The sequence below is a fragment of the Chryseobacterium sp. KMC2 genome, assembly GCF_016756935.1.
Lineage (GTDB): Bacteria > Bacteroidota > Bacteroidia > Flavobacteriales > Weeksellaceae > Chryseobacterium > Chryseobacterium rhizosphaerae.
This window is the reverse complement of the sequence record NZ_JAESIT010000005.1, coordinates 158,764-181,842: the sequence shown is the minus strand read 5'-3', so window position 1 is coordinate 181,842 and position 23,079 is coordinate 158,764. Positions and strand designations below refer to the sequence as shown.

25 protein-coding genes are annotated in these 23,079 nt (G+C 36.4%); 5 read left to right on the top strand and 20 right to left on the bottom strand.

Annotation, left to right across the window (positions count from 1 at the left end; genetic code table 11):
* Positions 1–13 precede the first annotated feature (13 nt).
* On the bottom strand, positions 14–922 hold the full coding sequence (locus JML65_RS07950; RefSeq protein WP_202270463.1) for a 1-aminocyclopropane-1-carboxylate deaminase/D-cysteine desulfhydrase: 909 nt from the start codon (positions 920–922) through the stop codon (positions 14–16).
* A gap of 253 nt (positions 923–1,175) precedes the next feature.
* On the opposite strand from JML65_RS07950, the gene JML65_RS07945 reads away from it, so the two are divergent.
* A complete protein-coding gene (locus tag JML65_RS07945; protein WP_202270462.1) occupies positions 1,176–1,787 on the top strand; it encodes a hypothetical protein in 612 nt (203 codons plus the stop codon).
* Positions 1,788–1,794: 7 nt separating this feature from the next.
* On the opposite strand, the gene JML65_RS07940 is transcribed toward JML65_RS07945, so the two are convergent.
* On the bottom strand, positions 1,795–2,124 hold the full coding sequence (locus JML65_RS07940; protein WP_202270461.1) for a hypothetical protein: 330 nt from the start codon (positions 2,122–2,124) through the stop codon (positions 1,795–1,797).
* Positions 2,125–2,164: 40 nt separating this feature from the next.
* Between JML65_RS07940 and JML65_RS07935 the strand changes: the two genes are divergently transcribed.
* The 3 genes from JML65_RS07935 (at position 2,165) to JML65_RS07925 (ending at position 5,003) form a co-directional block, all read left to right on the top strand.
* Positions 2,165–2,347, top strand: a complete 183-nt coding sequence (locus tag JML65_RS07935) for a DUF5522 domain-containing protein (RefSeq protein ID WP_047492275.1) — start codon at positions 2,165–2,167, stop codon at positions 2,345–2,347.
* A 1-nt stretch (position 2,348) separates the two neighbouring features.
* Positions 2,349–2,876, top strand: a complete 528-nt coding sequence (locus JML65_RS07930; protein WP_047492272.1) for a DUF4136 domain-containing protein — start codon at positions 2,349–2,351, stop codon at positions 2,874–2,876.
* Positions 2,877–3,212: 336 nt separating this feature from the next.
* Entirely contained in the window at positions 3,213–5,003 is a 1,791-nt protein-coding gene (locus JML65_RS07925) for an endonuclease (RefSeq protein WP_202270460.1), read from the top strand.
* Between the two features lie 223 nt (positions 5,004–5,226).
* Here JML65_RS07925 and JML65_RS07920 read toward each other — a convergent pair whose 3' ends face one another.
* The 18 genes from JML65_RS07920 to namA all read right to left on the bottom strand — a co-directional run bounded on the left by JML65_RS07920 (position 5,227) and on the right by namA (position 22,336).
* Positions 5,227–5,607, bottom strand: a complete 381-nt coding sequence (locus JML65_RS07920; protein WP_084085051.1) for a hypothetical protein — start codon at positions 5,605–5,607, stop codon at positions 5,227–5,229.
* The gene (locus JML65_RS07915; protein WP_047492265.1) at positions 5,588–6,148 is read right to left on the bottom strand and encodes a LemA family protein; all 561 of its coding nucleotides are present in this window, start codon (positions 6,146–6,148) and stop codon (positions 5,588–5,590) included. Before JML65_RS07915 ends, JML65_RS07920 begins: the two co-directional genes overlap by 20 nt.
* On the bottom strand, positions 6,148–6,930 hold the full coding sequence (locus tag JML65_RS07910; RefSeq protein WP_202270459.1) for a hypothetical protein: 783 nt from the start codon (positions 6,928–6,930) through the stop codon (positions 6,148–6,150). Before JML65_RS07910 ends, JML65_RS07915 begins: the two co-directional genes overlap by 1 nt.
* Positions 6,931–7,011: 81 nt before the next feature.
* A complete protein-coding gene (locus JML65_RS07905) occupies positions 7,012–7,782 on the bottom strand; it encodes a hypothetical protein (protein WP_202270458.1) in 771 nt (256 codons plus the stop codon).
* 64 nt (positions 7,783–7,846) lie between these two features.
* Positions 7,847–8,566 (bottom strand): hypothetical protein, encoded by a 720-nt coding sequence (locus JML65_RS07900; protein WP_143330476.1) that lies wholly within the window; start codon positions 8,564–8,566, stop codon positions 7,847–7,849.
* 1 nt (position 8,567) lies between these two features.
* Complete coding sequence (locus JML65_RS07895) at positions 8,568–9,173, bottom strand: hypothetical protein (RefSeq protein ID WP_084085057.1); 606 nt, start codon at positions 9,171–9,173, stop codon at positions 8,568–8,570.
* A 1-nt stretch (position 9,174) separates the two neighbouring features.
* The gene (locus JML65_RS07890) at positions 9,175–11,967 is read right to left on the bottom strand and encodes an OmpA family protein (RefSeq protein ID WP_202270457.1); all 2,793 of its coding nucleotides are present in this window, start codon (positions 11,965–11,967) and stop codon (positions 9,175–9,177) included.
* Positions 11,952–12,464 (bottom strand): DUF4280 domain-containing protein, encoded by a 513-nt coding sequence (locus JML65_RS07885; protein WP_047492247.1) that lies wholly within the window; start codon positions 12,462–12,464, stop codon positions 11,952–11,954. Before JML65_RS07885 ends, JML65_RS07890 begins: the two co-directional genes overlap by 16 nt.
* A 2-nt stretch (positions 12,465–12,466) precedes the next feature.
* Positions 12,467–13,510, bottom strand: a complete 1,044-nt coding sequence (locus JML65_RS07880; protein ID WP_202270456.1) for a hypothetical protein — start codon at positions 13,508–13,510, stop codon at positions 12,467–12,469.
* A 13-nt stretch (positions 13,511–13,523) separates the two neighbouring features.
* The gene (locus tag JML65_RS07875; RefSeq protein ID WP_202270455.1) at positions 13,524–14,567 is read right to left on the bottom strand and encodes a hypothetical protein; all 1,044 of its coding nucleotides are present in this window, start codon (positions 14,565–14,567) and stop codon (positions 13,524–13,526) included.
* A 44-nt stretch (positions 14,568–14,611) separates the two neighbouring features.
* Positions 14,612–16,078, bottom strand: a complete 1,467-nt coding sequence (locus JML65_RS07870; protein ID WP_202270454.1) for a phospholipase effector Tle1 domain-containing protein — start codon at positions 16,076–16,078, stop codon at positions 14,612–14,614.
* Between the two features lie 9 nt (positions 16,079–16,087).
* Entirely contained in the window at positions 16,088–17,134 is a 1,047-nt protein-coding gene (locus JML65_RS07865) for a DUF2931 family protein (RefSeq protein ID WP_237390810.1), read from the bottom strand.
* Positions 17,135–17,198: 64 nt separating this feature from the next.
* Positions 17,199–17,369 (bottom strand): hypothetical protein, encoded by a 171-nt coding sequence (locus tag JML65_RS07860; protein WP_156126088.1) that lies wholly within the window; start codon positions 17,367–17,369, stop codon positions 17,199–17,201.
* A 1-nt stretch (position 17,370) separates the two neighbouring features.
* Complete coding sequence (locus JML65_RS07855) at positions 17,371–19,299, bottom strand: type VI secretion system Vgr family protein (protein WP_202270452.1); 1,929 nt, start codon at positions 19,297–19,299, stop codon at positions 17,371–17,373.
* A 141-nt stretch (positions 19,300–19,440) separates the two neighbouring features.
* Positions 19,441–19,845 (bottom strand): type VI secretion system tube protein TssD, encoded by a 405-nt coding sequence (gene tssD, locus JML65_RS07850; protein WP_047492225.1) that lies wholly within the window; start codon positions 19,843–19,845, stop codon positions 19,441–19,443.
* A gap of 240 nt (positions 19,846–20,085) precedes the next feature.
* Positions 20,086–20,898: a tetratricopeptide repeat protein gene (locus JML65_RS07845; RefSeq protein WP_143330477.1), complete on the bottom strand. Its 813-nt coding sequence runs from the start codon at positions 20,896–20,898 to the stop codon at positions 20,086–20,088.
* Between the two features lie 61 nt (positions 20,899–20,959).
* Entirely contained in the window at positions 20,960–21,253 is a 294-nt protein-coding gene (locus JML65_RS07840; RefSeq protein WP_084085071.1) for a DUF2752 domain-containing protein, read from the bottom strand.
* A 30-nt stretch (positions 21,254–21,283) separates the two neighbouring features.
* Positions 21,284–22,336 carry an NADPH dehydrogenase NamA gene (namA, locus tag JML65_RS07835; RefSeq protein ID WP_202270451.1) on the bottom strand — a complete coding sequence of 351 codons (1,053 nt, stop codon included), beginning with the start codon at positions 22,334–22,336 and terminating at the stop codon, positions 21,284–21,286.
* 100 nt (positions 22,337–22,436) lie between these two features.
* On the opposite strand from namA, the gene JML65_RS07830 reads away from it, so the two are divergent.
* A complete protein-coding gene (locus JML65_RS07830; protein ID WP_084085075.1) occupies positions 22,437–22,919 on the top strand; it encodes a cytidine deaminase in 483 nt (160 codons plus the stop codon).
* Positions 22,920–23,079: the final 160 nt, after the last annotated feature.

Sequence of the window (23,079 nt, the reverse complement as noted above, 5' to 3'; positions counted from 1 at the left end):
TTTTCAATTTTACTTATATAATTAAATTTCTATTCTGTTTTTCTAAAAGCAGATTTGCTCCCTCAATCCCCTGTAATCCTCCTGTATGAAAGCACAATATCCTGCTGTTTTCAGGAAAGTAGTCCTGCTCCATCAATTCAAAAACCCTCTGCATCATCTTTCCTGTATAAATCGGCTCTAAAGGAATATTATATTTCTCTTTAAAATCATTGATAAAACGAATGTTTTCATCATTTATTTTACCATAACCTCCAAAACTTGAATCTATTAGATTAAAATTATGTTTCAAAGTTAATTCTCCTATTTTTTTCTCCAGTGAAGTATCGTCAACGACCTTAAATCCTATAACGTTCTGATTTTCTTTACAAAATCTTGAGATTCCGGCAATGGTCCCTCCTGTTCCCACTGCGGTGCAAAGATAGTCAAAATCTTTTGTTTGCTCATTGAGCATCATTTTTATCCCCTCCACGGCCTCTTCATTGGTACCTCCTTCCGGAACGATCAACGCATCAGGGAACTCCTGTTGCAGGAATTCAGTGAGTTTTTCTTTATGACGGTACTCCTCACGGGTGACAAATTTCAGGTTCATCCCATTTCTTTTGGCAAAAACCAAAGTAGGGTTATCCCGCCATTTATTCTGCAGCTCTTCCCCTCTTATAATTCCCAATGTTGGAATACCCGCCATGTTCCCGGCAGCAGAAACTGCAGAAATATGATTCGAGAAGGCTCCTCCAAAGGTAATAACATAAGGGTTTTCAGGATTTTTTTCCAGATACTTATTGATATTATAGAAAAGTTTCCAGTATTTATTTCCTGAAACTTGAGGATGGATAAGGTCTTCTCTTTTGATAAAAAGGCTCACCTTTTTATCAGTGAAAATTTCCTGAATGGGAACAGGCTCGGTGGGAAGTTGTAATAACATGTTTATTTTTGAACTACTCAAGGTTTATTGATTGCAAAAATAACAAAAGATTTATTTCCTTATAGGTTTCAACAGCTGTCGAAATTCTGATGAGGTATTTTCGTTGAAGAATGTATTTACTAGGTTTTGGCTAAAGCCAATGGTTGAATGTTTATTTGTAAGCGGGTTCCTGTAGTTTAAAGACCATTATTTTAAGATTCTGTTTTTAAATAATAATTTCTAACTTGGTTACCACAAAACTAAAAGGCCGGGTATGAAAAAAATATTGATCACCATTATATCTGCACTTGTTGTCATCGTCTTCATGGCAGGAATGTTTTACATTTTTTTTGGAAATCAGTTCTTTTCCCGTTCAGAATTGGATATCCCCGATAAGCCCAACGACAAAATAATAAGTATGTTCAACACCCAGGTTGAAAAGGAAATAGAAAACCATACTCAGAGTATGATGTATCCAGGATATATTCCTGAAAGCAGACAAAATACCATTGAATATTTAAAAACACTTCATTTTATCGAAAGCTCAACCCGCTACGGTGTACAGTCTACCCAACCCAGAAATCAGCTTGAGCTGAAAATCACTTTCAATGATGGAAGTGTTGTCAAAGAAGTATACACAGGACATTCCTGTTCAGGTTATCTGTCTCCCTGCTTACTGATGAAAGTGGAAATGAAAGAGGGTAAAGCCATTAAAATATTTACAAACGGACAGGAAAAGAAAGGTTCTCCGGAATGGATTATACCTGATTTGGATATCTTAATAAACAAAGCAATTCTCTATGATATCAAGAGAAATCACAACAAGTATTTTGAGCCTCAGAAAACTCAACAGGATTTTGATAATGAATGGAAAAATAAAAAATAGAACTTTATCATTTTATATATTTCCAAAACCCCCACAGCTTTCTTGTTTTGAGATAATTCAAATCTTTTTCTCTTGCGTAAGCTTCTCTTTCAAATGAAATCCTTTTATAGGCCAGATATCCATCTTTTAATTTGAAAAGCCAATAATAATATTCGATGACATAGAAAACATAAAAGAAAATAATGAGCATCTCCAGCTGCTGTCTTAAATGGATCTTTTCGTGATTGATAAGTACTTTATTTTCCTTATCTTCGGGTTTCCTAATGAAGATAAAGGGAAAGAGAGCAATGCCGTTAATTTTTAATTTTTTTAAAGGCTTTTGGCATACAATTATCATAACAACAAATATAAAAAGTTTTTTGACTAACGTTTAACTTATGGCCCATTTTGACATCAAAGAAGGTGAGGACTTTTACTACAACGAACAGGGATACAAGGTTTTTACAGAAAAATTTCATCTGAAAAGAGGACATTGCTGTAAAAGCGGCTGCAGACACTGTCCTTACGGGTATGATAAAAAGACAGATACATTCATTAAAAACGATAAAAAAAATAAATAAAATGAAAAAATATATTTTTATCTTGTTGGCTTCTGCTACATTAGGTCTTACTTCATGTAGCCCTTTTCAGGTACGTTCTGATTATGCTGAAACAGCCAATTTCAATTCTTATAAAACCTATAAAATAAGAATTGATGATTTGAAATTGAATGATATTGATAAAGACAGGGTTTTGAATGAATTGTCAAGACAGCTTCAAAGCAAAGGACTTCAGTCCGGAGAGAATCCTGATCTGATCGTCAACGTAAAAGCCAATCATAAAAAAGTAACGGATATCAATTCTTCATCACCTTACGGAATGTGGGGCTGGGGAGGCCCGTTCGGATGGGGTGTAGGAATGAGCAGAACATGGACCAGCAATTATAATGAAGGAGCATTGATCGTAGATCTTATCGATTCAAAAACAAACAAATTGGTTTGGCAGGGTATCGGAAGTGGGATTTCTGTGGATTCACCAAAATCCAAACAGAGACAAATTCCGGAAATTCTTGCTGAGATCATGAAAAATTATCCGCCACAAAGGAAATAAATTAAAGCACTTATTATAGATGCCGGTACATTTTGTGCCGGCATTTTTTATGATGGCTATAAGAACAGATTTAGAATAACTCTGATACAGGATGATTTTAATTAACAAACAAAACTGTAGTCTGATCCTGTTGAATTATGATGCAGACTTTCATCACTTATCCTATTTTTACATACCGATTTGCTAAAAAATTCTCCTTGCATCCCTACTCCATTTTAATGAACAATGTTGTTCAATTGCTTATTATGCAAAGCACAATATTGCTTGTTGAAAATTAATAATTATGTAATTTTTTATTCATAAAAATGTAGTATTCTTGCTGGAAATAATATTAGTATGAAAAAAATCATTTTATTTTCTGTTTTTGCAGGCCTTGCCAATGCTCAGGCTCCTGCAGGATATTACAATTCTGCCAACGGACTGAGTGGTGCTGCTTTGAAAACGGAATTAAGCACCATTATTACCAATGGACATCAGGATAAAGGCTACAGTGGATTGTGGACCGGCTATAAAACCACTGATATTGATAAAAATTATGAAAATGACGGGTCTATCCTTGATATTTACTCAGAAAAGCCTGTAGGAGCAGATCCTTACAAATATACTCCGGGCACCAATCAGTGTGGTACTTATTCTACAGAAGGGAATTGCTATAACAGAGAGCATATTGTTCCTCAAAGTTTATTTAATCAATCTTCCCCTATGGTTTCTGATATTCATTTCATCAGAGCTACTGACGGAAAGGTAAACGGTATGAGAAGCAACTATCCTTTCGGACAGGTGGGAAGTGCTACTTTTACATCTAAAAACGGATCTAAGCTTGGAAATTCTGCATCTTCAGGATATTCAGGAACTGTTTTCGAACCGATCGATGAGTTTAAAGGTGATGTGGCACGTATGATCTTTTATTTTGTAACCCGTTATCAGAGTAAGCTTTCTTCTTTTTCTTCAGGAAATATGCTGGGAAGTTCTGCATTTCCGGGCTTACAGACATGGGAGCTTAATGTTCTTTTAGCCTGGAACAACCAGGATCCTGTTTCTCAGGCTGAAATCAACAGAAATAATGCATCCTATACTTACCAGGGTAATAGAAACCCGTTTATTGATAATCCAAGCTATGTGAATCTTATCTGGGGATCTCAACAGCCAAGCAATGATACACAGGCTCCAACAACGGCTACAGGGTTAGCGGTTAGCGGAAAAACATCTAACAGTATTTCTCTTGGATGGAATGCTTCTTCTGATAACGTAGGTGTTTCTTCTTACGCTGTTTATATGAACGGAAGCCTGAATACTACAGTAAATTCTACTACAGCTACCATTTCAGGTCTCAACCCTTCTACTACCTATACTTTCTATGTGGTTGCTAAAGATGCTGCTGGAAATTCTTCCGCAAACAGCTCTACTGTTTCAGGAACAACCAATGCAGGATCAACCAATCCATCTACAGACTGTGTCAATGAAACTTTTGAAACCATCCCTGCCACCAGTGCCTCTTATTCTACAAGAACATGGAGCAACGGCGGGATCTCCTGGACAGCTACTGATGCCAGAACAGACCAAACGATCAACAATAAAGCCATTACCATAAGAAGCGGTTCTTTAACATCAGGTAATTCAGGCAATGGTATTGGTTCTTTAACAGTAACTACCCAGCTGAAGTTTTCCGGAAGTAATGGAAATCTTGATGTAAAAGTAAACGGAACTACAGTAGGAAGTATTCCTTACAGTGCAACGGCAACGACTACTACGATTAACAATATTGATATTTCTGGTAATGTAACTGTAAGTCTGGTTAATGGTTCTGCAAGTAACAGAATTGCTATTGACGATCTTAAATGGACATGTTATCCTGGTGGAACTGCCAGAAAAGCTCAAACTGCAGCTTTAGAAACAAAAGTTCAAAATTTTAAAATCTCTCCTAACCCGATCACTAATCAGGAAATCTTTGTAAGTGGAGATGTACAGCATATCAAAAAAGCAGAGATTTATAATGTACAGGGGAAAGTAATGCAAACGGTTACTCAGCCTTTTAAAAATGGAAATTCTATTAAGACCCAAAATCTTGGTCAGGGAATTTATATTTTAAAACTGGATAATACAACGATGCAGTTTTTGGTAAAATAATCTTGAATTGATAACAATAAGTAAGGCTGGTCTCTATTTTCAGAGACCAGCCTTTATTTTACGCCTTTCGTGTTTGCCAATACAGAGATTCTCTTGTTCCTGAATGCAGTATTAATTTTGACGCAAAGGCTTATTTTTAAAATGTTTAAACCTAAGAAATAGCCGCAGGCTAATCTGACCAAGCAGCCGTGAATTGCACTCTTTATTCTTTATCTTTCCTCAATTACTTGCTATCCTTCTCTTTAATAATCTTTGACCAATCGGTAAACATTTTGGTAATGGTATTGGTATTCATCATACTGAAAAAGAACATCCCTATCAATACAGTGAGCCAGCAATACGCTAATTTCACACCGTTTCTATCCGTGATAAAGAAGAGTATAAATACGGCAAGAGCTCCTATAACAAAGGTAAACATCAGCGTATACAGCAATACATGAATAATATACATATTGAATTTCAGCTTTCTGAATATCCAGCCTATTACAGCTACAGGGATAAATAAAAGCAAAGGTAAAAACAGGGCTCCAAATATCGCGACTTCAGGATATTCTGCCATTTGTTTTTCGAGTCCGAAAAAGGTATTAAAACTGAACTCCGTCATATTGTTTTTCGGCGTTTGTTACTTCCAGTAAAGTTTTGTCTTTATAACCCAGCATTTTTGCCAGTATTACATTGGGGAATTCATGAATTCCTATATTGTAAAGGTTAATGCTGTCGTTAAAAAATTCTCTTCTGTCTGCTATTTTGTTTTCAAGTTCAGAAATTCTTTTCTGCAGTTCCAAAAAGTTGTTATTGGAAGCAAGCTCCGGGTAGTTTTCAGAAACGGCAAAGAATGAAGATAAAGCCTTTGAAGTTTCATTGGCCAGTTCGGTCTTTTTATCAGCATCTGTAGTACTGTTATAAAAGGTTCTCAGTTCTGTAAGGCGTGTAAGCAGCTTTTCTTCATAGCTCATAAAGTGTTTGGCTACGTTCACTAGATTAGGAATTTCATCTGCTCTTTGTTTCAAAACCACATCAATATTACCGTAGGCTTTTTCTACATTGAATTTGAGCATCACCAGCTTATTATACAAATTGATGAAGAAGCTTATAACGGCAACACCCAGCAGGATCAGTAATATAATTGCAACAGTTTGGTTCATTATTGTGTAAATATAAATATGATTATTAAAAGGATAACGGAACAGGTAAACAGAAAAGACCTCAACAACGGCTGATATTTATTCCATACCGTGATTCCTGATGCAGAGGTGATTCCCAGCACTTTATAATGGTCGTCTTTTCTGATAAATGGCTGTCCGTTTTTAACATCGGCATAGCCTACCAACAACATTTTCTGACCGTCTTTCAGAAGGGTTTCTTTGTGTCTTTTACTATTGTTGCTGCTAATATTTGTTTCTCCGAGAAGGATCAATTCAATTCCTTCGGGTTCTACCTCTATAATTCCCGTTTCATCTTTTATCTGAAAAGGATTGCACTGGGTTTCTCTATGTATCGTTCTGTAAGATTCTTTACCGTCTGAATCTTTATCAATATCTTCAATGGTATAATAATATCCGATACAGGTTTCATTGTCTACCGGAGAAAGTAAAGGGTTTTTCATGACCAATGTTCCTTCCACTTCTACAAGTCCTTTAGCTAAGGATTTTATTTTCGAGGTTGGAAGAGATTCCTGCAACCTTAAAAAACGTTTAGCAGAAGTAGGTTTCATTAAGGTAAGAAAAATGAAAACAAAAAATACTACAGGAAAAATAAACAATGCTTTTTCTGCATAAGCATCATAATTACTGGATATTTCATACAGATACTTATGTAACGGCATTTTCTCTTTAAAAATAGTCCACAGAATAAAATAGAGAAAACAAAATCCTATTATTCCCAGAACAATATATCCCGTATATGACGTTTTCTTTTCGCTCTTCATAGATGATTTGGATATTGAAAGCCCATTAAAACATTCATTAAGAATGGGGATGGCCTTCAAAAATACATTTTATTTCCAAGATTATATGATCTCAAATTCATTTTTTCCCTGCGGAATATAGAAGGTAATATCGAGCATCAGCTCTTCCTTTGTTTTAGGATCTATTAAATATAATACGGCATCACCATTTGGCCTTTTTAAAACAGCTGTTCTGTTGTCTGCATACAGGATCATCATGGCATCAGCAGGTATCGGCTGAATTTTCATGCCTCCCATAAACTCATTAAGTAATTCTTTGAATCTTCCTTCGGATTCCTGTGGAGACAGATACATCGACTGAGCCATATTTCCTTCTCTTCTTAAAATGAGTTTCTTATACTCATCATATTTGGCATTCTGAATCAGCCTGATGATTTTATTATAGGCCAGATCCAGTTTTTCCCGGCAGTCTTTAACATCCTTAAGGTTCATTCCGTCCTGCCATGCAGTAAGCTTATAAGGAACATCGGCATCAAACGAACTTTCATACCTGATCACCGGTAATTTTTTATCTTCTACGGGTTTAGACTGATAGTCTCCAAACTGTTTATCAAACACAAAATTATTGGTAACATCAAAAAGCTTGATATTGAATTTCAGCTCAGCCTGTTTATCAATTTCGGTTTGCCCTGCCACCGGTAAAATAGAGGCTGTTATCGTCTGTTTTCCTTTTTCCAGTATGGCATAGTTAACAGGGATCATGGTAGATACCTGATTGGTAGCATTCATATGGATAACCGGATAATCATTAATCCTGATCTCAAACATACATGCTGATGCACTGAAGTCAATTACATAATAAGGCTGCTGCATGGGAAATATATACTATTTTTTTACTGGTTTTATTTTATTGAAATTGAAATATTATCTGTTCGGATCAATTAAGAGAAATTTTATCGAGATCCTGATATCCTGATCCTTTCAGCAGATCTTTCCATTCTTTATTTTTAAACACAAATAAATTACATCTGTATTCATCAGGTTTATTATCTATTTTGGTTTCACAGTAATAATAGATCATTCCTTTATTTTTCCATATAGCCACTTCCTGTCTGAATTTATTTTGAGTCTGTATGATCTCATTGTCTTTGACATCTGATTCAAAACTTTCATGTACTGTGGTAAAAACAGGTTTCTGAAGGGTTTTGTTTAAGTTTTCAAAAAGAGCTTTTTTTTCAGGTTCGGTATAAATATCCAGCTGGTACATTCCCAGCTCGTCATCCTTTTCATTAGCGAGAGGTCCAATTTCTTGATCTACTTTTCCAAAGTGTAAAATCACTTTATTGATGTTTTTATTGTTTTTACCGTCTAAACTGATCCCGTTAAAATGTAATAATGCTTCTGAAGAAAAAGCTAATCTCTCATTTCCAATCAGAGTTACCTCATCGGTTTGTACGGTATCTTTAGAGGTCATTCCTCCCGATTTTAAAATATCATTGATATTTTGTCCCATCGTCAGAGCAGCAAGATTGAAAGGTCCCGTTTGAGTATCATTCCGGGCTTCAATTTGGGCTTCACTGCTTTTCTTGTCCTGTTGGTTACATGATGTAAATCCCATACAGATTATTGGTATTAATGCGTATTTTAAATTTTTCATATTATTGTTCATGTCTGGTTATAAAGCTCTGCAATACAGTCTCTCTGTCTTTCATATTTCCGTAATGTGATCCTGTTTTTATAAAATACAGGTTGGTTTCAAAACCTTTTATTTCTTTCTGATCAACACTAATTTTCTTTTTCACCTGCTCCAGCATAATATCAAAACCATCTTTAGTACCCTGCCAGTAATACCCCGAATATGGCCATCTGTCGGTAGCTTCAATAATTATTTTAGGCTCACCATATTTTTTCTTCAATGCAGCTGACAATGCGTCACTTTCCTTAAAGTTTTTGGTCATTATATAATATCCTGACAGTGCATTCTGCTTCTGGTTTTCTACTAAAAATCCGACCTCACTTTTTATGTACTTTCTTTCTTTGGGGTAATCCTGCACAAAACTGATATCTCCATATTGATATTGGTCTACTTTGTAGGTATTATAATAGGGAAATCCAGTGGTCTGTTCAAGGTCAACTTGCTTAGTGGTATTTTTGATCACTATTTCATTGGCAGCTCCCAATTGTAAAGCTGTCAGATCTGTTTTTGACTGTGAGCTGCAGAAATTAAACAGCATAAGCACACCTGTTACTATTATTTTTTTCATATTATCCCTGCTGAATGAACGGTATCGTTGGAGAGAATCCGGTATATTTCTCCAGCTTTTCTATAACATCGAATTCCGGAAGGATTTCGTATGTTTTATCAAAATCCGCCAAATCCATTTTCCGGTCTCCTTTTAAAATTCCTTTTTTAATATATAAACCAACACTTGCTTTCACGACTACGGTGGCTACAAGACCATCAAACTTTACATCCGGTTTGTAGTATAAAGTTTTCTGGGTGCTGCTCTTCTGGTCATAGATAAGATTATGTCCAAAAGTAGCAGTTGCTTTACCGGTTGCTTTTATTTTACCTTCGGCATAGGCTTCAGCCACAATGATTACAAATTTTGCTTTTACCTCAATACCGGCATCCAATTCAATACCAATCTGAGTTTCCAGTTTTCCATTTCCTTTACTTTCGTCTGAATTGGTATTAAAACGAATTTTTGACTCTCCGGAAAGATTTCCAAAGAGCTTCAGGTCAATATACATATTCAGAGATATAGGATGGTCTTCATCAGCCAGCCAGGCTCTCACCTCATCAAGGATCAGTTTTGCGGCCACATTGGCGGTTCCTCCGCTTACCACTCCTACTCCGGCCTGAATCAGCATATCAAGGAGGTCTATAGTCATTTCAATACCTACAATCGGAGAAGCTTTGAAATAAAACTCCAGATCTGTTCCAATAGTAGAAAGGGATTTTTTATTTTTCTTCCCTCTTTCCAGCATCCATTCTGCTCCCAGACAGAAATTGGGTGGTTTCATTTCTATTGTTAACGGCATTTTACTGGTAAAACTATTTTTCCTGATTTTACCTTTGGTCTGGTCTGTCACTCCTTTTGAAAATTCTTTCAGTGAGCTAAAGACTTTATACATCCACTTTATTTTATCCTCAAATTTTAAGGTGGCATCAGCATGACCGTTATATTTATCCGCGGCTGTTCTGTCCCAGTTGGCTTCCATTGTTACCCCAAAATCTATTTCGGTCTGTTTCCATCTTTTTTCTGCTCCTATTTTTCCGGCTTTGCTCTGCATCTCCTTATGCTTTGCAGCAGAAAGATTTTGCCATTTAACGCTTAGATCATTACTCAGATTCAGGAAAAAATGGAAATCCCATTTGATATCAGGATAGGCTTTTATTAAAACCGTCGTACGTTTTTTATTGCTATAAAATCTACAGCTATGGGCATACATCTGTATTTTATTCGGAGTGGTTGCTTCCGGCCAGATATACTGCAGCGGAAGAGCATTTGCTCTGGATAAATCTGAATATATCGGATAATCGAATGTGGGTGGGGCAAATTTTTTCTCCTTATCTCCGGCATCAATAGCCTGACCTACATCCAGTAATCTTATTTCTTTGGTATGAAGATCATTATTCCTGAAACAGGCTTTTGTATCAAATGCCGAAACATCTATCGTTATATTCCTTTTGGTGGATGAAGATGGTGCAATGGTATGATAAATAATGGTATTCGCATCATGTGGATAATAATCAAAATAAATATCTACTCTTCGGTTATTTTTATATTCTTTTTCGTCTTTATATTTGATGTTGTCCTTACCGTTTTTATCATCTGTAGCATGGACTTCTCCTTTTCCCAGGGATTTTATTCTTTTGCTGTCCAGTCCTCCGTCCGTAAAAAATTTCTTTACAATATCTGATCTTTTCTGAGAAAGGCTTTGGTTGTACTGCATTTTACCAATCACACAGGCATATCCATCTACAGTTATTGTAGAATGTTGGTGTTCCAGTAAAAAACGAAGAATATTATTCAGTTTCTTTTCTCCGTCACCTTCAATGATTGCAGAATTGAATTCATAAAAAATAGTCGCGTGTATGGTTTCTCTTTCTGCTATATTTTTAACGCCAACCCCGTTATTAAAAAGCATGATTGGCTTTTTAACTTCTTTATCTTTTTCAAAAACAATGTCGCTGATCTGTATTGTTTCAAATTTGCAGGGTTCATACCTTGCCAGGTTTTTATCCGGTGCATAGATTTTGGTAGGAACAACATTCTGAGGCGGCTGAGGTGCTTCAGCCACCAAGTTATTTTGCATCCTTAAAAACCTTGCGTGGATGTCATCATTATTATCATCTACAATATATTTTCCGGTCTTGGGATCTTTAACTTTTACATACAGCTCTTCTATATTTTTTATATTCTTGATGGTTCCTTTCCATTGTGATGTATTCTGAACTTTCACATTAATCTCCCCATTATTGACCTCCACATCTGTCCATCTTCTCATCATAGGATCATCTTTTGCTCCTCCTCCTGTTCTGATTCTTCTGTAGATTTCAACGATAAGATCTTTTCTTCCATTCAGCCCTTCTGTTCCCAGGTAAAGGTGAATAATATGTCCATAGCTGAAATAATATGTCTGTCTGACATCTTTTCCCCCTTCCTGAGTACTCCATCTGGAGTCTACAATCCTCGGAGGGCAATGTCCAAAGATATATTTTCCTACTTTATTTACTTTATCCGGTTTTCCTCCCAGGCTTGCTTCTATATAATAAGAGAGAACTCCACATTCTTTTTTACTGAATGTATAGCAGTATATATAGCCTGCAGGTCTTCTAAGCTGGTTAATCACTTTTTGCCGTGCACTGTCTTGCCGTATCCAGATCACTTCCTTTTTTTTGTCTGCTTCAGGGGTACCGGGAAACCATTCTGAAACTTTAAACCAAATAGGTTTTCCGGGCTCAACTCCTATAAAGTCGCCCTGGGTGACTACCACTTTTGTATTGTCCTGAGTCGTAGCTATATTTATTTTCTTTATTCCTTTTGCCATCCCGTATTCTTTGAATTATCACCTGATGTGTCATAAACAGGTTCTTTTTTATACATTTCTTCAGCATTCACCAAAGGATTGATCTGCTGCTGTACATCTTTATCAGCATTCTTAAAATTCTGCTGCCCGGCTTCGGCTCTCTGCCCATGGTCTATAATCTCAATACATGGAGTTCCTGCCACAGCACAGACCGCTTTACTGTCTTCAAGGATGATAAATCCACCATTACTAAGCTGTACTTTATCATAAAACTTCTGCCATTCGGTAACCATTATTTTGCATGGCGGTGGTGGTCCCCCGTTTTTTGTACAGTTTCCGAATGTATTTTTTTCAAAAGTGGCACCTCCTATTTCCTTTGTGGTAACGATCAGTTTTTTGGATGCACTTTTATCGTTTGCATATTCTTTTTGGTGCGTAAGCACCTTGAGTTTATCCGGGGCCTGTCCAAACTGACATTTGCACATCGCGCCCTGTACTACAATATGTTTTTCAGCCATGGTTAGAATTCTTTATTTGAGATAACAAGTCTGGTTAAATATTCATTTCCAAATTCAAGACGAACAAAACTGGTGTTGATCTTAAAAGTAACTACTGTAAGTGCCTTTGATGAGTTTTCATCGGTATCCACCGTTGTCTGGTAAAGCTGGGCATTATATCTTGCAAATTTTGATTTACATTCTGTGGGTGAACTTTCATTGAATACCAGACCATATGGTAGTCCTGAAACTTTTTGACTGCCATAATATTGCAGGGCATAATATTCTAATCCTGTCGTCATCTGAGTGTAGATCATATTAAAATCATCAAAATCCCAACTGGAGTATTTCCCGTTTTTACAATCTCCACATTCAAGTTCGCTGGGTTGGATCTGTAAAAGCTTCGTAAAGGTTCCGGATGTTGCGGGCAGAGAAATAAACTGCTTTTTACCGAATAAGGTTTGCAATTTTTTTGATGTTACCTTCTCTATTGAATTTCTGGCTTCAAAATCAGCAACCTGAGCTGTGGCCATAGCTTCTGTAGCGGCTACGTCAGCTGCATCTGCCGCTGCTTCTAAAGCTTCAGAAACCTTTGGTTCATTATAATTTAAAAGAAATTCTTTGATTTCCTGTTCTACTTTTCCTGTAGACTGGGTTTGTTTTACATCAATATCTTTTTTTGACCAACGGTCCGGAGTAACAGTTTCAAGGAAAACACTGACTTTCGTACTTTTCCCGGACACTTTTTTCATGGTTACATTCCATACTGCCTGCTGAATAAACTGCTTAGGTTTTGCTCCGTTTTTCAATGCCAGTTTCAGATAAGGGTTCTTGTAGTCTGTATCGTATTTTAAATTATAAAGATCAACAGTCGTTGAAAAATTGTCATCAGATGCTGCTGCCGCTTTGGCTTCATCTTTTGTAAAGTCATTACTGAAATAAAATATAGAATTCTGTAATGTTTCAATACTTTTAGGTACGGTAAATTCTACTTTCTGCCCAAAGCACATGCCAAAAAAGGCCATAAAAAGCAGTGTAAGAAGTTTATGATTTAATTTTATTTTCATTTTATTTTGTTTTTTACTGTTCCGTCAGGGCGGATACTACTACTGATATTTTTTTTTCTTCCTTCAGCATAATACTGCACTCCATATACATGGATTCGGGAAGCTGGAGTTTTCCGTTGAGATAATATTTTATCCTGAAATCCCCCTGGTGATTGATTGTTGGGTTATCATCAATAATTAATGAAAAAGGTGATTCGTTGATAAAGTCATATACATCTCTTTCATCATGCAATTTTCCTTCTCCTCCAATATTCACAAGATCGTATTCATCCTTCAGCGGGTCGATCTCCAGTTTTATTTTATACTGGGGCTCTATAGGGTTATTTACAACAGGAAAACTTTCTGTTCCCTCAATTTGATAATTCTGTCCAAAACGCTGATAGACTCCGAAGAATAGTGTTCTGATGAAATAATCATTTTTAAGATACAGGCTGATTACATCCGGCTCATCCAGTATTGCTTCAATCTTTCTGCAATATTCATCCACTATTTCTCCTTCAAATTCTTTATAGACTTCATTTTTAACATCCGGCCACCGCTCACTGAAAACGGAAAGGTTTTCAACTGCACTGAATTTTCCATATTGATCTACACTTACCTGTAAAGGATATAAAACTTTTGATGTTTTATAGGCCAGGGTATCAGCAATCTCATTTACTTCTTCTGCATTCAGAAACAGATTAGAGGTTCGGTCAATTTCAAAAAAATGCAGGTTATTTTCACTTTTCAGCCAGCGTACTGAGGTTTCGTATTTCAGTTCATTTTTATGATCTCCTGTTTCCAGATTAATGATCACCCCATATTTAAAAAATGAATTACCTGGTTGAAAAATCAGGCTGTTTCCTCTCCCGAACTTCACCAGCTTAGTTTTGTCTGCTACTGCCGTTCTTGGAATAAAGAGCTCCTTTTGCCCGGTCAGTTCTATGAGGATCATATCTTTTACCTGACAAAGATTATTGTGAAATAGCTTTAAAGCATCCGTATCCAGGTCATAAAAAGCGGCAATGCTTTTTAAAGTTTCTTCTTGTTGAACGATATGTTTATTAAATTTCTGCATAATTATCCTGCTTCAAAAACACATTATTGATCAGTTCAGATCATTTAATGTACTACTCTTTTTCTGTTAGACCTTGGATCCATTCCAATGGCATATCTGTCTGCGGACCAATGGAGGTATTTGTTTCTTAGATCTCTAAGATCTTTCTGTTCTGACAGTTCTTTTATATAGTCCGGATTTGTTTTGTTGTTATTGTATTTTTTATTTAAATCAGCAACCCACTTAAAATCATAAGGGTTCCCACTTTTAAATACATATTCCCGCAATTTTTTTTCAACACGAACCAATAATGCATCTTTTGAAAAGTCGTATCCTTTCTTGATCTTAATCATCGAAATCTGTACACAATTCGCATTATTAGCTTTTTCTGTCATAAATGTCAACGGGATAAAACTATATGTCTGTAACAACTCGCGGACTCCTTTTAATGCCCAATACACATTTCCTCCAATATAGGACAACTGTCCTCTGGTATACCAGCCCTCAGCGACAAGCCTATCTTCCAAAGGTTTGAGATTATTTAAACTAGTCCATGTTGTTTCAATTTCCCGAACCCATTCTGTTTCTGATAAATAACTTCCACCAATATCAGAGTGTACTCCCGGAAAGGTTTTTTCTTCCCCATAATAAACAGGGACTTGTTTTTTACCACGAGCGTCTTTATCATAAGCAACATTCGTAAGATCAAAATTTTCCCGATGCTCGTCTGTAGCAATAAAATGAACTATTTTTTTTGCTGCAGTAATGTCATCAAGATGTAATTCTTCAATATCATTACTGAAATTAGGGCTTACAGAAAAATTAGGATGATAAGAGGATACGGTATCATATATTCCCAAAAAACGAATTACAATTCTTTCCACAGTAATTCCTGCTTCTTTTAATTTTAACCCAAAATGTCCTCTTGGCGGAAGTTCTTTGATAGGAACCTCATTCCCGTCATCATCGCTATAGAAAGTAACATTTACCCTTCTTTTGCTGTATGTTTTCTTTTTGGCTGCATATTTTGTCTTATTGACTTCGTATACAAAGTTTCTGGCCGCCGCTGCTCCTCTACTAAAACCAAAAACATCCAGTGTCAGCACTTTTACAGTAGTTTTGCTTCCCAGTTTTTCTTTTATTCTCTTAACGGTTTCTTCGCATCCTTTCCTTACCTTCCCCCGAATACCTGTATCTCCGCTACCAAAAGCGAAACCACCATTGGCATCTTCTCCGCGGTTTTCGGTTCCGATTCCTTCAATGTAAATTCCATAATCTGAACTACAAGCTTCTGACATCCGGGCTACATTACTCCAGTCATTGTCATAGCTGGTATCCTTCTTCTCACTAAGCTGTCTTTTAGACCAACTCTTAATCCCATGTTTTTGATAAATCTTTGTATTACTTTCTCGTTCTTTGGTGTTCACTTTATTATTAAGTGTTCCATCAAAGAAAAGTCCAAAAACAGCATCTATTGATTCATCTTGTTCTTCTTCTACGGGATTATAATTTCCAAAAACTATATTCGACATAGGCTTTTATTAATGCTGTTTAACATATTTAATATACTTAGCAGTCTGCATTACAGGAAACTTCTTACCATTTTGGTCTATATACACTTCCACATCGTTTCCATTACTTATATCCACTACAATATCTGTATTGGCTTCTTTATCCAGCTTTTCATTAAATGTTTTGAACATATCTGTTTTTTCGAAATCCAACGGAAGAAAGGTTCCATTAAATATGGTATTGGCTTCTTTGGTATATTGCTGGTTTCCTGTAAATACAATTTGGGAGCTTTGTTTTTTCCCATCTTTATTTTTCCACTGGAAATACAAAAGGTAAGGTACCGCCCTTTTTTGATAAGGTAAGCTAAGTTCGGGATGATCCTGCAATGTACTTTCACGTTCCCCGTTGGCCATGTACAAATTTCTTTTCTCAAGCGTACTTCCTTCCGGCAGGATAATTTTAGGACTCCAGTTCAATTTTTCTCTAAAAGTCTCATATAACTTAGGATCAGGATAGCCTTCTTCTTTTATTTTCTTGGCTATAATAGGGTTTACTATCCCTGGATCATTCAGGATATCCTCTCTATAGTTGGGTTCAAATATATATTTAAACTTGTCGTAGGCCTCTTCCTTTGTAATTTTTATTTCTTTTCCTTTAAAAGTTCCTACCTCTACCTGATGTCCATCTCCATACAACCAAAGAATAAGCTTTCCTTCTGGACCCAAACCGATTACAAACGTATCATAAGTTCCTTTTTTTAAGGAATCAAAATAGGTCTGACTGAACCCTTCATTAAATAGGTGTGTGATTTTTTTGGTATCAAGCTCCCAATGTCCGGCATAAAATTTATTTTCTGCCAGGGAATACCAGGTAAACTCCAAAGTATGGGGAATCTTTACCAGGTTATCTGTTCCACCACCATATTTTCCGGGTTCTCCCCAACCTCCATCTACTATTCCCCAGATGTCAGAAAATGGAAACTGATAATCATCTGCGATAATCTGCCCATAATAGGCCTGCATTGGGTATTCTTTAGGAGCCGATAATGTTCCGGTCCATTTAAATTTTTCTTCCATTTTTTTATTTTGACAACTTATTAATGAGAAAGTAGATACAACGAAAAGAATCAGTATTTTGAATTTATTTATTCCCATGAGACATGATTTTCTTATTACTTGCTAACACAAGGTTATCTCTTTGTGCTTCAACGTTGATCTTCTTTGCTATTTTTTCAACTTTTTTCCCCACGTTCAGATGATAAGAATCTTTGACCGTTATTTTTATATTGGTTGCTGTCTTAATAATGGCCATATCAGAATAATTTTGATTTTTCAGCACTGTTGAATTCTACAATTTTTCCGCTCTGCATGGTCATATTCTCAAGTTCGCTAAACATAGAAATTTCACCGGCTATTTCATTAGACGTTTCAGACTGTCTTTTAAATTCTTTTTCCACCATTTCTGTTCTGGTATCCGAAGATTCTGTGATATCCCCCGATGCCGTTAGCTTCATATCTTTTCCTGCGGTAGAAATAATATCTTCATTGGCAGTACTGGTAATGCTTGCCCCTGCACTCACAGAGATTTCCTTTCCTGCACTGATATTGATATTCTCACCGGCATTTAACGTGAAATTTTTCGGAGCTTTCATGCTGATATTTCCTTTACCATCCATAAAATAGCTATTGCCACTTGGATCAAGGATCGTTACACTTCCTTCCTGATCATTCATTAAGATTCTGATCCCACTTCGGGTTTGTATTGATTTCAAATGGTTATTAACACCTCCCCCTAACGCTACCCCTCCATGGAACATTCCTCCCATTACGAAAGGTCTGTCCGGATGACTGTGAACAAAATTAACCATCACCTGGTCTCCTACTTCAGGAATGGCTACATATCCTCTGTTTTGAGAAATCTGATCCGTTCCTCCGGCATCAGGGCTCATCATTCGGATAAAGTGGGTAGTGTCATTGGTCTGCCAGTCGAATCTCACTTGTATTCTTCCTTGTCCTTCAGGATCCGTATTGGAGATTACCGTTGCGGTCTGTGGCTCTGCTTTTGGAACCGTGTATTCCGGTTTGGGAAGAAATCCCGTATCTGAAGCTATTCCTACAAAGCTTCCCTGATAATGACCTATAGTATCAATTTCATGTTCTGCTTCTGTAATCATAATTCTAGTGAAATAAGAGGTTTCATTAGAATCCGGTTTACGCATCTGCATATCTACTACACATCCGGGATGCAGAAAAGGAACCGTTGTATTTCCTGAGACAGAAAAAACATTTACCGCTTCACTTCCTGAAGCGCTTTTCTGCGAATATTCAACATCGAGATGCGTAGCTGCTTTTACAGGAGCTATTTGTAATGCAGGAGTTTTATAGATAGAATCGTTATGGCTGTATGCTGTTTTAGCCAGATCCCCTACATGCTTAATCGGGGTAGATCCTGAACTCAGCTTTTCATCTTTATTACTGTTGTAGCCATAGAATTGCGGTCGGGTATGAACAGCTTTCAGGTCAACCTTTATATCATTGGCACTGCTTCCATAAGTCAATACAATAGGTTTGTTTTGTGGAGGCAGTTTTCCGAAATGAAGCACTTCCCCATCGTAATAGAATTGCTCTCCATAGGCTTCTGCCATCCTCGCCAGATAATTGTAATGGGTTTCGTCATATTGGCTGCTGTAGATAATCTGTGAAAAATTATTGGCATCCACCCTGATATCAAAACGACCTTTGTCAATCCCCTGTTTAATCACTTCATCAGCAATAATTCCCATATTAACAGGCTGAGTACCTCCAAAACTCTGAATATGTGGTGCCCCATCAAGCAGAATGGTTGGGCTACAACCCGTAAGCACGACATTTCCCAGACTCATTTTCTCCTGGCTGAATCCTACTCCCGTAATAACTCCCACAAAAGTTCTTTCCGGACTGTTGTCTATGTCTTTATAGGAGAGTACTGCCGTAAGACGCTTACCCAGAAACTTATTAGCCTCTTCCAGTGAATGGGTTTGCCTGTCTCCCAGCGCATCATGTGCCAGAGTAAGGGTAAACTCATGGTGGCGTCTTGTACTTTGCTTAAGTTTAAAGTGTTTATAGTATTTGATCATCTTTCCTTCTATAACCAAAGAAAGCTTTACCAGGCGGTTAATTCCAGTATGGTGATTTTCAGATACACCGTCTGCATTTTGTGTCGGACGAAAAGATCCTGCACTTCTTCCAGATGTGTTTGACATATTTTGTAGTGATTTGTTAAGGTTTTTAATTTTTTTATAAAACGGGACTTAGTAAATAATAATCCCTGAAATCAGGTTTTATAATAGGTAAAAAAAGACCGTCTTAAGAGGACAGCCTTTTTATATCTCAACACTGAGAACCTAGCTCATAGGCCAAAGTCCGTCATAAGATGAATTTCCGTACGTAATACTTTCTGCACTAACGACAAAGCTGATCAGCATATTGTTGCTGTCTAAAGCATCAAAATCTACTTCGTGCTGGATCACATATCCATTCTCCCATTTTAAAGAGATCAATGTTCCCTCTTCATGAGATTTATTGAAATTAATTTCTCCGTTTGTAGGCTTGTATTTGCTGTTGAGTAAGCTTTCCAAAACATCAGATTTTTCTGTTGCTTCAATCGTTACTTTAATAAGGGCGTTTGTCGGATCAGATGCTACACGTCCTGAAACATCTGTAGCTCTTGATACGCTGTAATTAAGCTTTAATAACTTTTGACCTTCACCTCCATTGAATTTTAAGATTCCTCTTGAATTTCCTGCCATTTCTTAAATTTTATCCTTAATGATTGTTCCCGTATATAGGATTTATATAACAAAGATAGAGTTCATGTTCTAATCTAAAAAGTTTTTAAGCAACAGTTTCATAAATTGTAGTAGTTCTACGACTTTTTGCCGGATTTTGAATTCTAATTCAAGAGGATTTCTCCTCTAACTCTGTGATTTTAAGCTTATATTTCATTCAATAATTTCATATGTTTTTATTGATGATTTGCTGTTCTTCTTTTACAATGCCTCCATACTGATGTAGCTAAGCCTGGAAACCTGATAGGGAAACGTCTCGTATAAAGAATTTCCTTCATTGAAAGATTTTCCTGTTTCAAAATTCTCTTTTGACTCCAGAAGTAATTTGCCGGCTTCTTCTTTTTTGTCAGTTCTGGCTAATGACAAAGCTTTATAATATTTAGCATCAGCAAAATCTTTATAGTACTTCAAGGATATATCCAGATTTTTTATGGCTTCCTGATAATTACCTTTTTCATATTCTATAACTCCCAGATAAAACATTTCATAAGGATTCACCTCATTGTATTTCTTTCCGAAAGCAACAGCTTTTTCCATATATCTTTTGGATATATCAAATTGATTTAACTGCAGGTAACATAAAGCCATCCAAAACGTATAGGGATGATCCATAATAACTCCATTCTCATTTTCTTCTGAAAGAGCTTTAAATTCATTCAGGGCTTCCGTATAATTTTTTTGAAATACACATTTTATAAATGCCCTGTATTCTTTGTAGTGATTGGTTTTATCTAATTCAACGGCTTTATTCAGATATACCATACCCAATTCATATTTTTTTTGTTTGAACAGCGGCATTGCTTTTTGTTGCCAGAAAAAGGCTTCTTTAGGTAAAATAATAAGAATGGAATCAAGGTATTGCTGATGCTGTATAGAGAAAATGGATACTTTAGCATCTTCTTTTACCAGGTTCAAAAGAATTTTCTTTTGAGTATCATCCAGATTCTTCATCATGGTACTCGTTTGTGAAAATAGAATCACCGGAAACAAAACAAACAACAGGAAAGTTTTCATATTGGATTTTTCAGTCTTCTGTAGACCATTATAAGAATGATTAACAATTAATTACAAAACGTTAAACGGTTTCAAAAATATTATGTTTATAAATATAAGCGGCAATCATAATTAAAAGATTGATTACCACCATAATCCCTAAAGCAACACCATATTTTCTTTTCTTGTCGATGAAACTCCAGCCAAGGGTAAAGAAAAACAATAATAAAGTATATACGGCAGGATACATATGAAAAGCCTCTGAAAACTTTCCTTCAAATACCAGCACAATAGCTCTTTGAGCACCACACCCAAGGCATTCTACTCCCAGAAATTTTTTACTGGGACAGGTCAGCATGAAATCTTCAATATCCATTTCTGCAGTATTAAACTATATTACACGTATTTATGATGAGATTTTCGCCCTTGTATATTGATGAGGAAAAAAACATTCTTCTTTCATCTCAAATGACCCCTGAACCGCTATGTATGGATTTCTCAAGATTTCCCGTGCTACAAATATAAGATCGGCATTTCCATTCTGAAGGATTTCTTCAGCCTGTTCGACTTCAGTAATCAAACCTACAGCACCTGTCTTAACAGCGGCCTCATTTCTTATCTGTGAAGAAAATGGAACCTGATAGCCATCAAAAACTGAAATTTTAGCTCCATGAATATTTCCTCCACTCGATACATCTACCAGATCAACGGAATAGTCTTTTAAAACTTTAGCTAAAGCCACACTGCTTTCAATATCCCATCCGTTTTCAGCATATTCTGTTCCGGAAATCCTTACAAAAAGTGCCGTTTCTGCATTCAGTTCTTCATTTACGGCCTCTACAATCTCCAACAGAAAACGGATTCTGTTTTCAAAACTTCCGCCATATTCATCGGTTCTTATATTGGAAAGTGGCGAAAGAAACTGATGGATAAGATATCCGTGTGCCCCATGAAGTTCAATAATATCAAAACCTGCTTTTACAGCTCTTCTTGCTGCCTCTTTAAAGTTGAGCACAAGCCCTTTTACCTCATCAGTAGTCAGCACATGTGGAATTCTTTCTGAAGGATGATAAGGAATAGGACTAGGAGCAATCGTTTCCCAGCCTTCTTCAATAGAGATCTGATGATTGTTCCAGGTAGAGCCCTTTCTACCAGCATGTGCCAGCTGGATTCCTATTTTGGAATCTGAGTGGGTATGTACAAACTCTACTATTCTCTGTAGTTTTTCCGCCTGCTCATCATTCCAGATTCCCATACAATGATTGGTAATCCTTCCCCGGGGTTCTACTCCTGTAGCCTCTATCACAATCAGTCCTGTGCCTCCCTGTGCTCTGCTTCCATAATGTACAAAATGAAAATCATTGGCCATTCCGTTTTCACATGAATACATACACATAGGTGACATTACCCATCGGTTTTTTAGCTCTACATTTCTGAATTGTATTGGTGTATATAACATTTTATCTTTTTAAAAAAATTCAACTTAACTCCAGAAGAATAAATATTGCCCACTTCATTAAAAAGAAGTAATTTTACCCCCCTTTTTTAGTCTACAATATATGAAAAAAGACATACAGATCAGTTACGAATATTTTAAAAATAGCAGTGAGCTGAGTGATATAGAAAATACATTATTAGCAAGAGCCAAAGCGGCTCGTGAAAACGCTTACGCACCTTATTCCCAATTTTTGGTAGGGTGTTCCGTATTATTGGAAAATGGAGAAATCTATTCCGGCAATAATCAGGAGAATGCTGCATTTCCATCAGGACTTTGTGCTGAAAGAACCACTCTTTTTTGGGTAGCTGCTAATTTTCCGGATGTGAAAATAAAAAAGATCTTCGTCGTAGGAGGTCCTAAAGAATTTCATGAAAGCAATCCGCCAATTCCTCCTTGCGGAGCATGCCGTCAGAGTTTAATAGAATATGAAACAAAACAAAGTGAAGACATTGATCTCTATTTTTCAAGCATGAATGATGAGGTTGTAAAAGTACACGCCGTAAAAGATCTTCTTCCTTTTTATTTTGATTCAACGTTCTTGTAAGAAAGAGTGAATCTGTAACAAGACAAATAGACTTATAAAAACCTGCAGAAAACTCTGCAGGTTTTTATTTTTTAATCAATTTTGCATCACATGGTAAATAAAACCACAGATCAAAAAAAGAGGCTGTTTCTATTTTTGAAACAACCTCTTTCTATTTTTC

Bases quoted from the DNA above. Each gene is read 5' to 3' on its own strand.
- JML65_RS07860 (WP_156126088.1), bottom strand. From the start codon at position 17,369: ATGGCCATTATTAAGACAGCAACCAATATAAAAATAACGGTCAAAGAT.
- JML65_RS07950 (WP_202270463.1), bottom strand. From the start codon at position 922: ATGTTATTACAACTTCCCACCGAGCCTGTTCCCATTCAGGAAATTTTC.
- JML65_RS07935 (WP_047492275.1), top strand. From the start codon at position 2,165: ATGGCCCATTTTGACATCAAAGAAGGTGAGGACTTTTACTACAACGAA.
- JML65_RS07895 (WP_084085057.1), bottom strand. From the start codon at position 9,173: ATGAAAAAAATAATAGTAACAGGTGTGCTTATGCTGTTTAATTTCTGC.
- JML65_RS07890 (WP_202270457.1), bottom strand. From the start codon at position 11,967: ATGGCAAAAGGAATAAAGAAAATAAATATAGCTACGACTCAGGACAAT.
- JML65_RS07830 (WP_084085075.1), top strand. From the start codon at position 22,437: ATGAAAAAAGACATACAGATCAGTTACGAATATTTTAAAAATAGCAGT.
- namA (WP_202270451.1), bottom strand. From the start codon at position 22,336: ATGTTATATACACCAATACAATTCAGAAATGTAGAGCTAAAAAACCGA.
- JML65_RS07925 (WP_202270460.1), top strand. From the start codon at position 3,213: ATGAAAAAAATCATTTTATTTTCTGTTTTTGCAGGCCTTGCCAATGCT.
- JML65_RS07920 (WP_084085051.1), bottom strand. From the start codon at position 5,607: ATGACGGAGTTCAGTTTTAATACCTTTTTCGGACTCGAAAAACAAATG.
- JML65_RS07845 (WP_143330477.1), bottom strand. From the start codon at position 20,898: ATGAAAACTTTCCTGTTGTTTGTTTTGTTTCCGGTGATTCTATTTTCA.
- JML65_RS07905 (WP_202270458.1), bottom strand. From the start codon at position 7,782: ATGCAGCAGCCTTATTATGTAATTGACTTCAGTGCATCAGCATGTATG.
- JML65_RS07885 (WP_047492247.1), bottom strand. From the start codon at position 12,464: ATGGCTGAAAAACATATTGTAGTACAGGGCGCGATGTGCAAATGTCAG.
- JML65_RS07880 (WP_202270456.1), bottom strand. From the start codon at position 13,510: ATGAAAATAAAATTAAATCATAAACTTCTTACACTGCTTTTTATGGCC.
- JML65_RS07855 (WP_202270452.1), bottom strand. From the start codon at position 19,299: ATGTCAAACACATCTGGAAGAAGTGCAGGATCTTTTCGTCCGACACAA.
- JML65_RS07910 (WP_202270459.1), bottom strand. From the start codon at position 6,930: ATGAAGAGCGAAAAGAAAACGTCATATACGGGATATATTGTTCTGGGA.
- JML65_RS07940 (WP_202270461.1), bottom strand. From the start codon at position 2,124: ATGATAATTGTATGCCAAAAGCCTTTAAAAAAATTAAAAATTAACGGC.
- JML65_RS07945 (WP_202270462.1), top strand. From the start codon at position 1,176: ATGAAAAAAATATTGATCACCATTATATCTGCACTTGTTGTCATCGTC.
- JML65_RS07865 (WP_237390810.1), bottom strand. From the start codon at position 17,134: ATGGAAGAAAAATTTAAATGGACCGGAACATTATCGGCTCCTAAAGAA.
- tssD (WP_047492225.1), bottom strand. From the start codon at position 19,845: ATGGCAGGAAATTCAAGAGGAATCTTAAAATTCAATGGAGGTGAAGGT.
- JML65_RS07840 (WP_084085071.1), bottom strand. From the start codon at position 21,253: ATGGATATTGAAGATTTCATGCTGACCTGTCCCAGTAAAAAATTTCTG.
- JML65_RS07930 (WP_047492272.1), top strand. From the start codon at position 2,349: ATGAAAAAATATATTTTTATCTTGTTGGCTTCTGCTACATTAGGTCTT.
- JML65_RS07875 (WP_202270455.1), bottom strand. From the start codon at position 14,567: ATGCAGAAATTTAATAAACATATCGTTCAACAAGAAGAAACTTTAAAA.
- JML65_RS07870 (WP_202270454.1), bottom strand. From the start codon at position 16,078: ATGTCGAATATAGTTTTTGGAAATTATAATCCCGTAGAAGAAGAACAA.
- JML65_RS07915 (WP_047492265.1), bottom strand. From the start codon at position 6,148: ATGAACCAAACTGTTGCAATTATATTACTGATCCTGCTGGGTGTTGCC.
- JML65_RS07900 (WP_143330476.1), bottom strand. From the start codon at position 8,566: ATGAAAAATTTAAAATACGCATTAATACCAATAATCTGTATGGGATTT.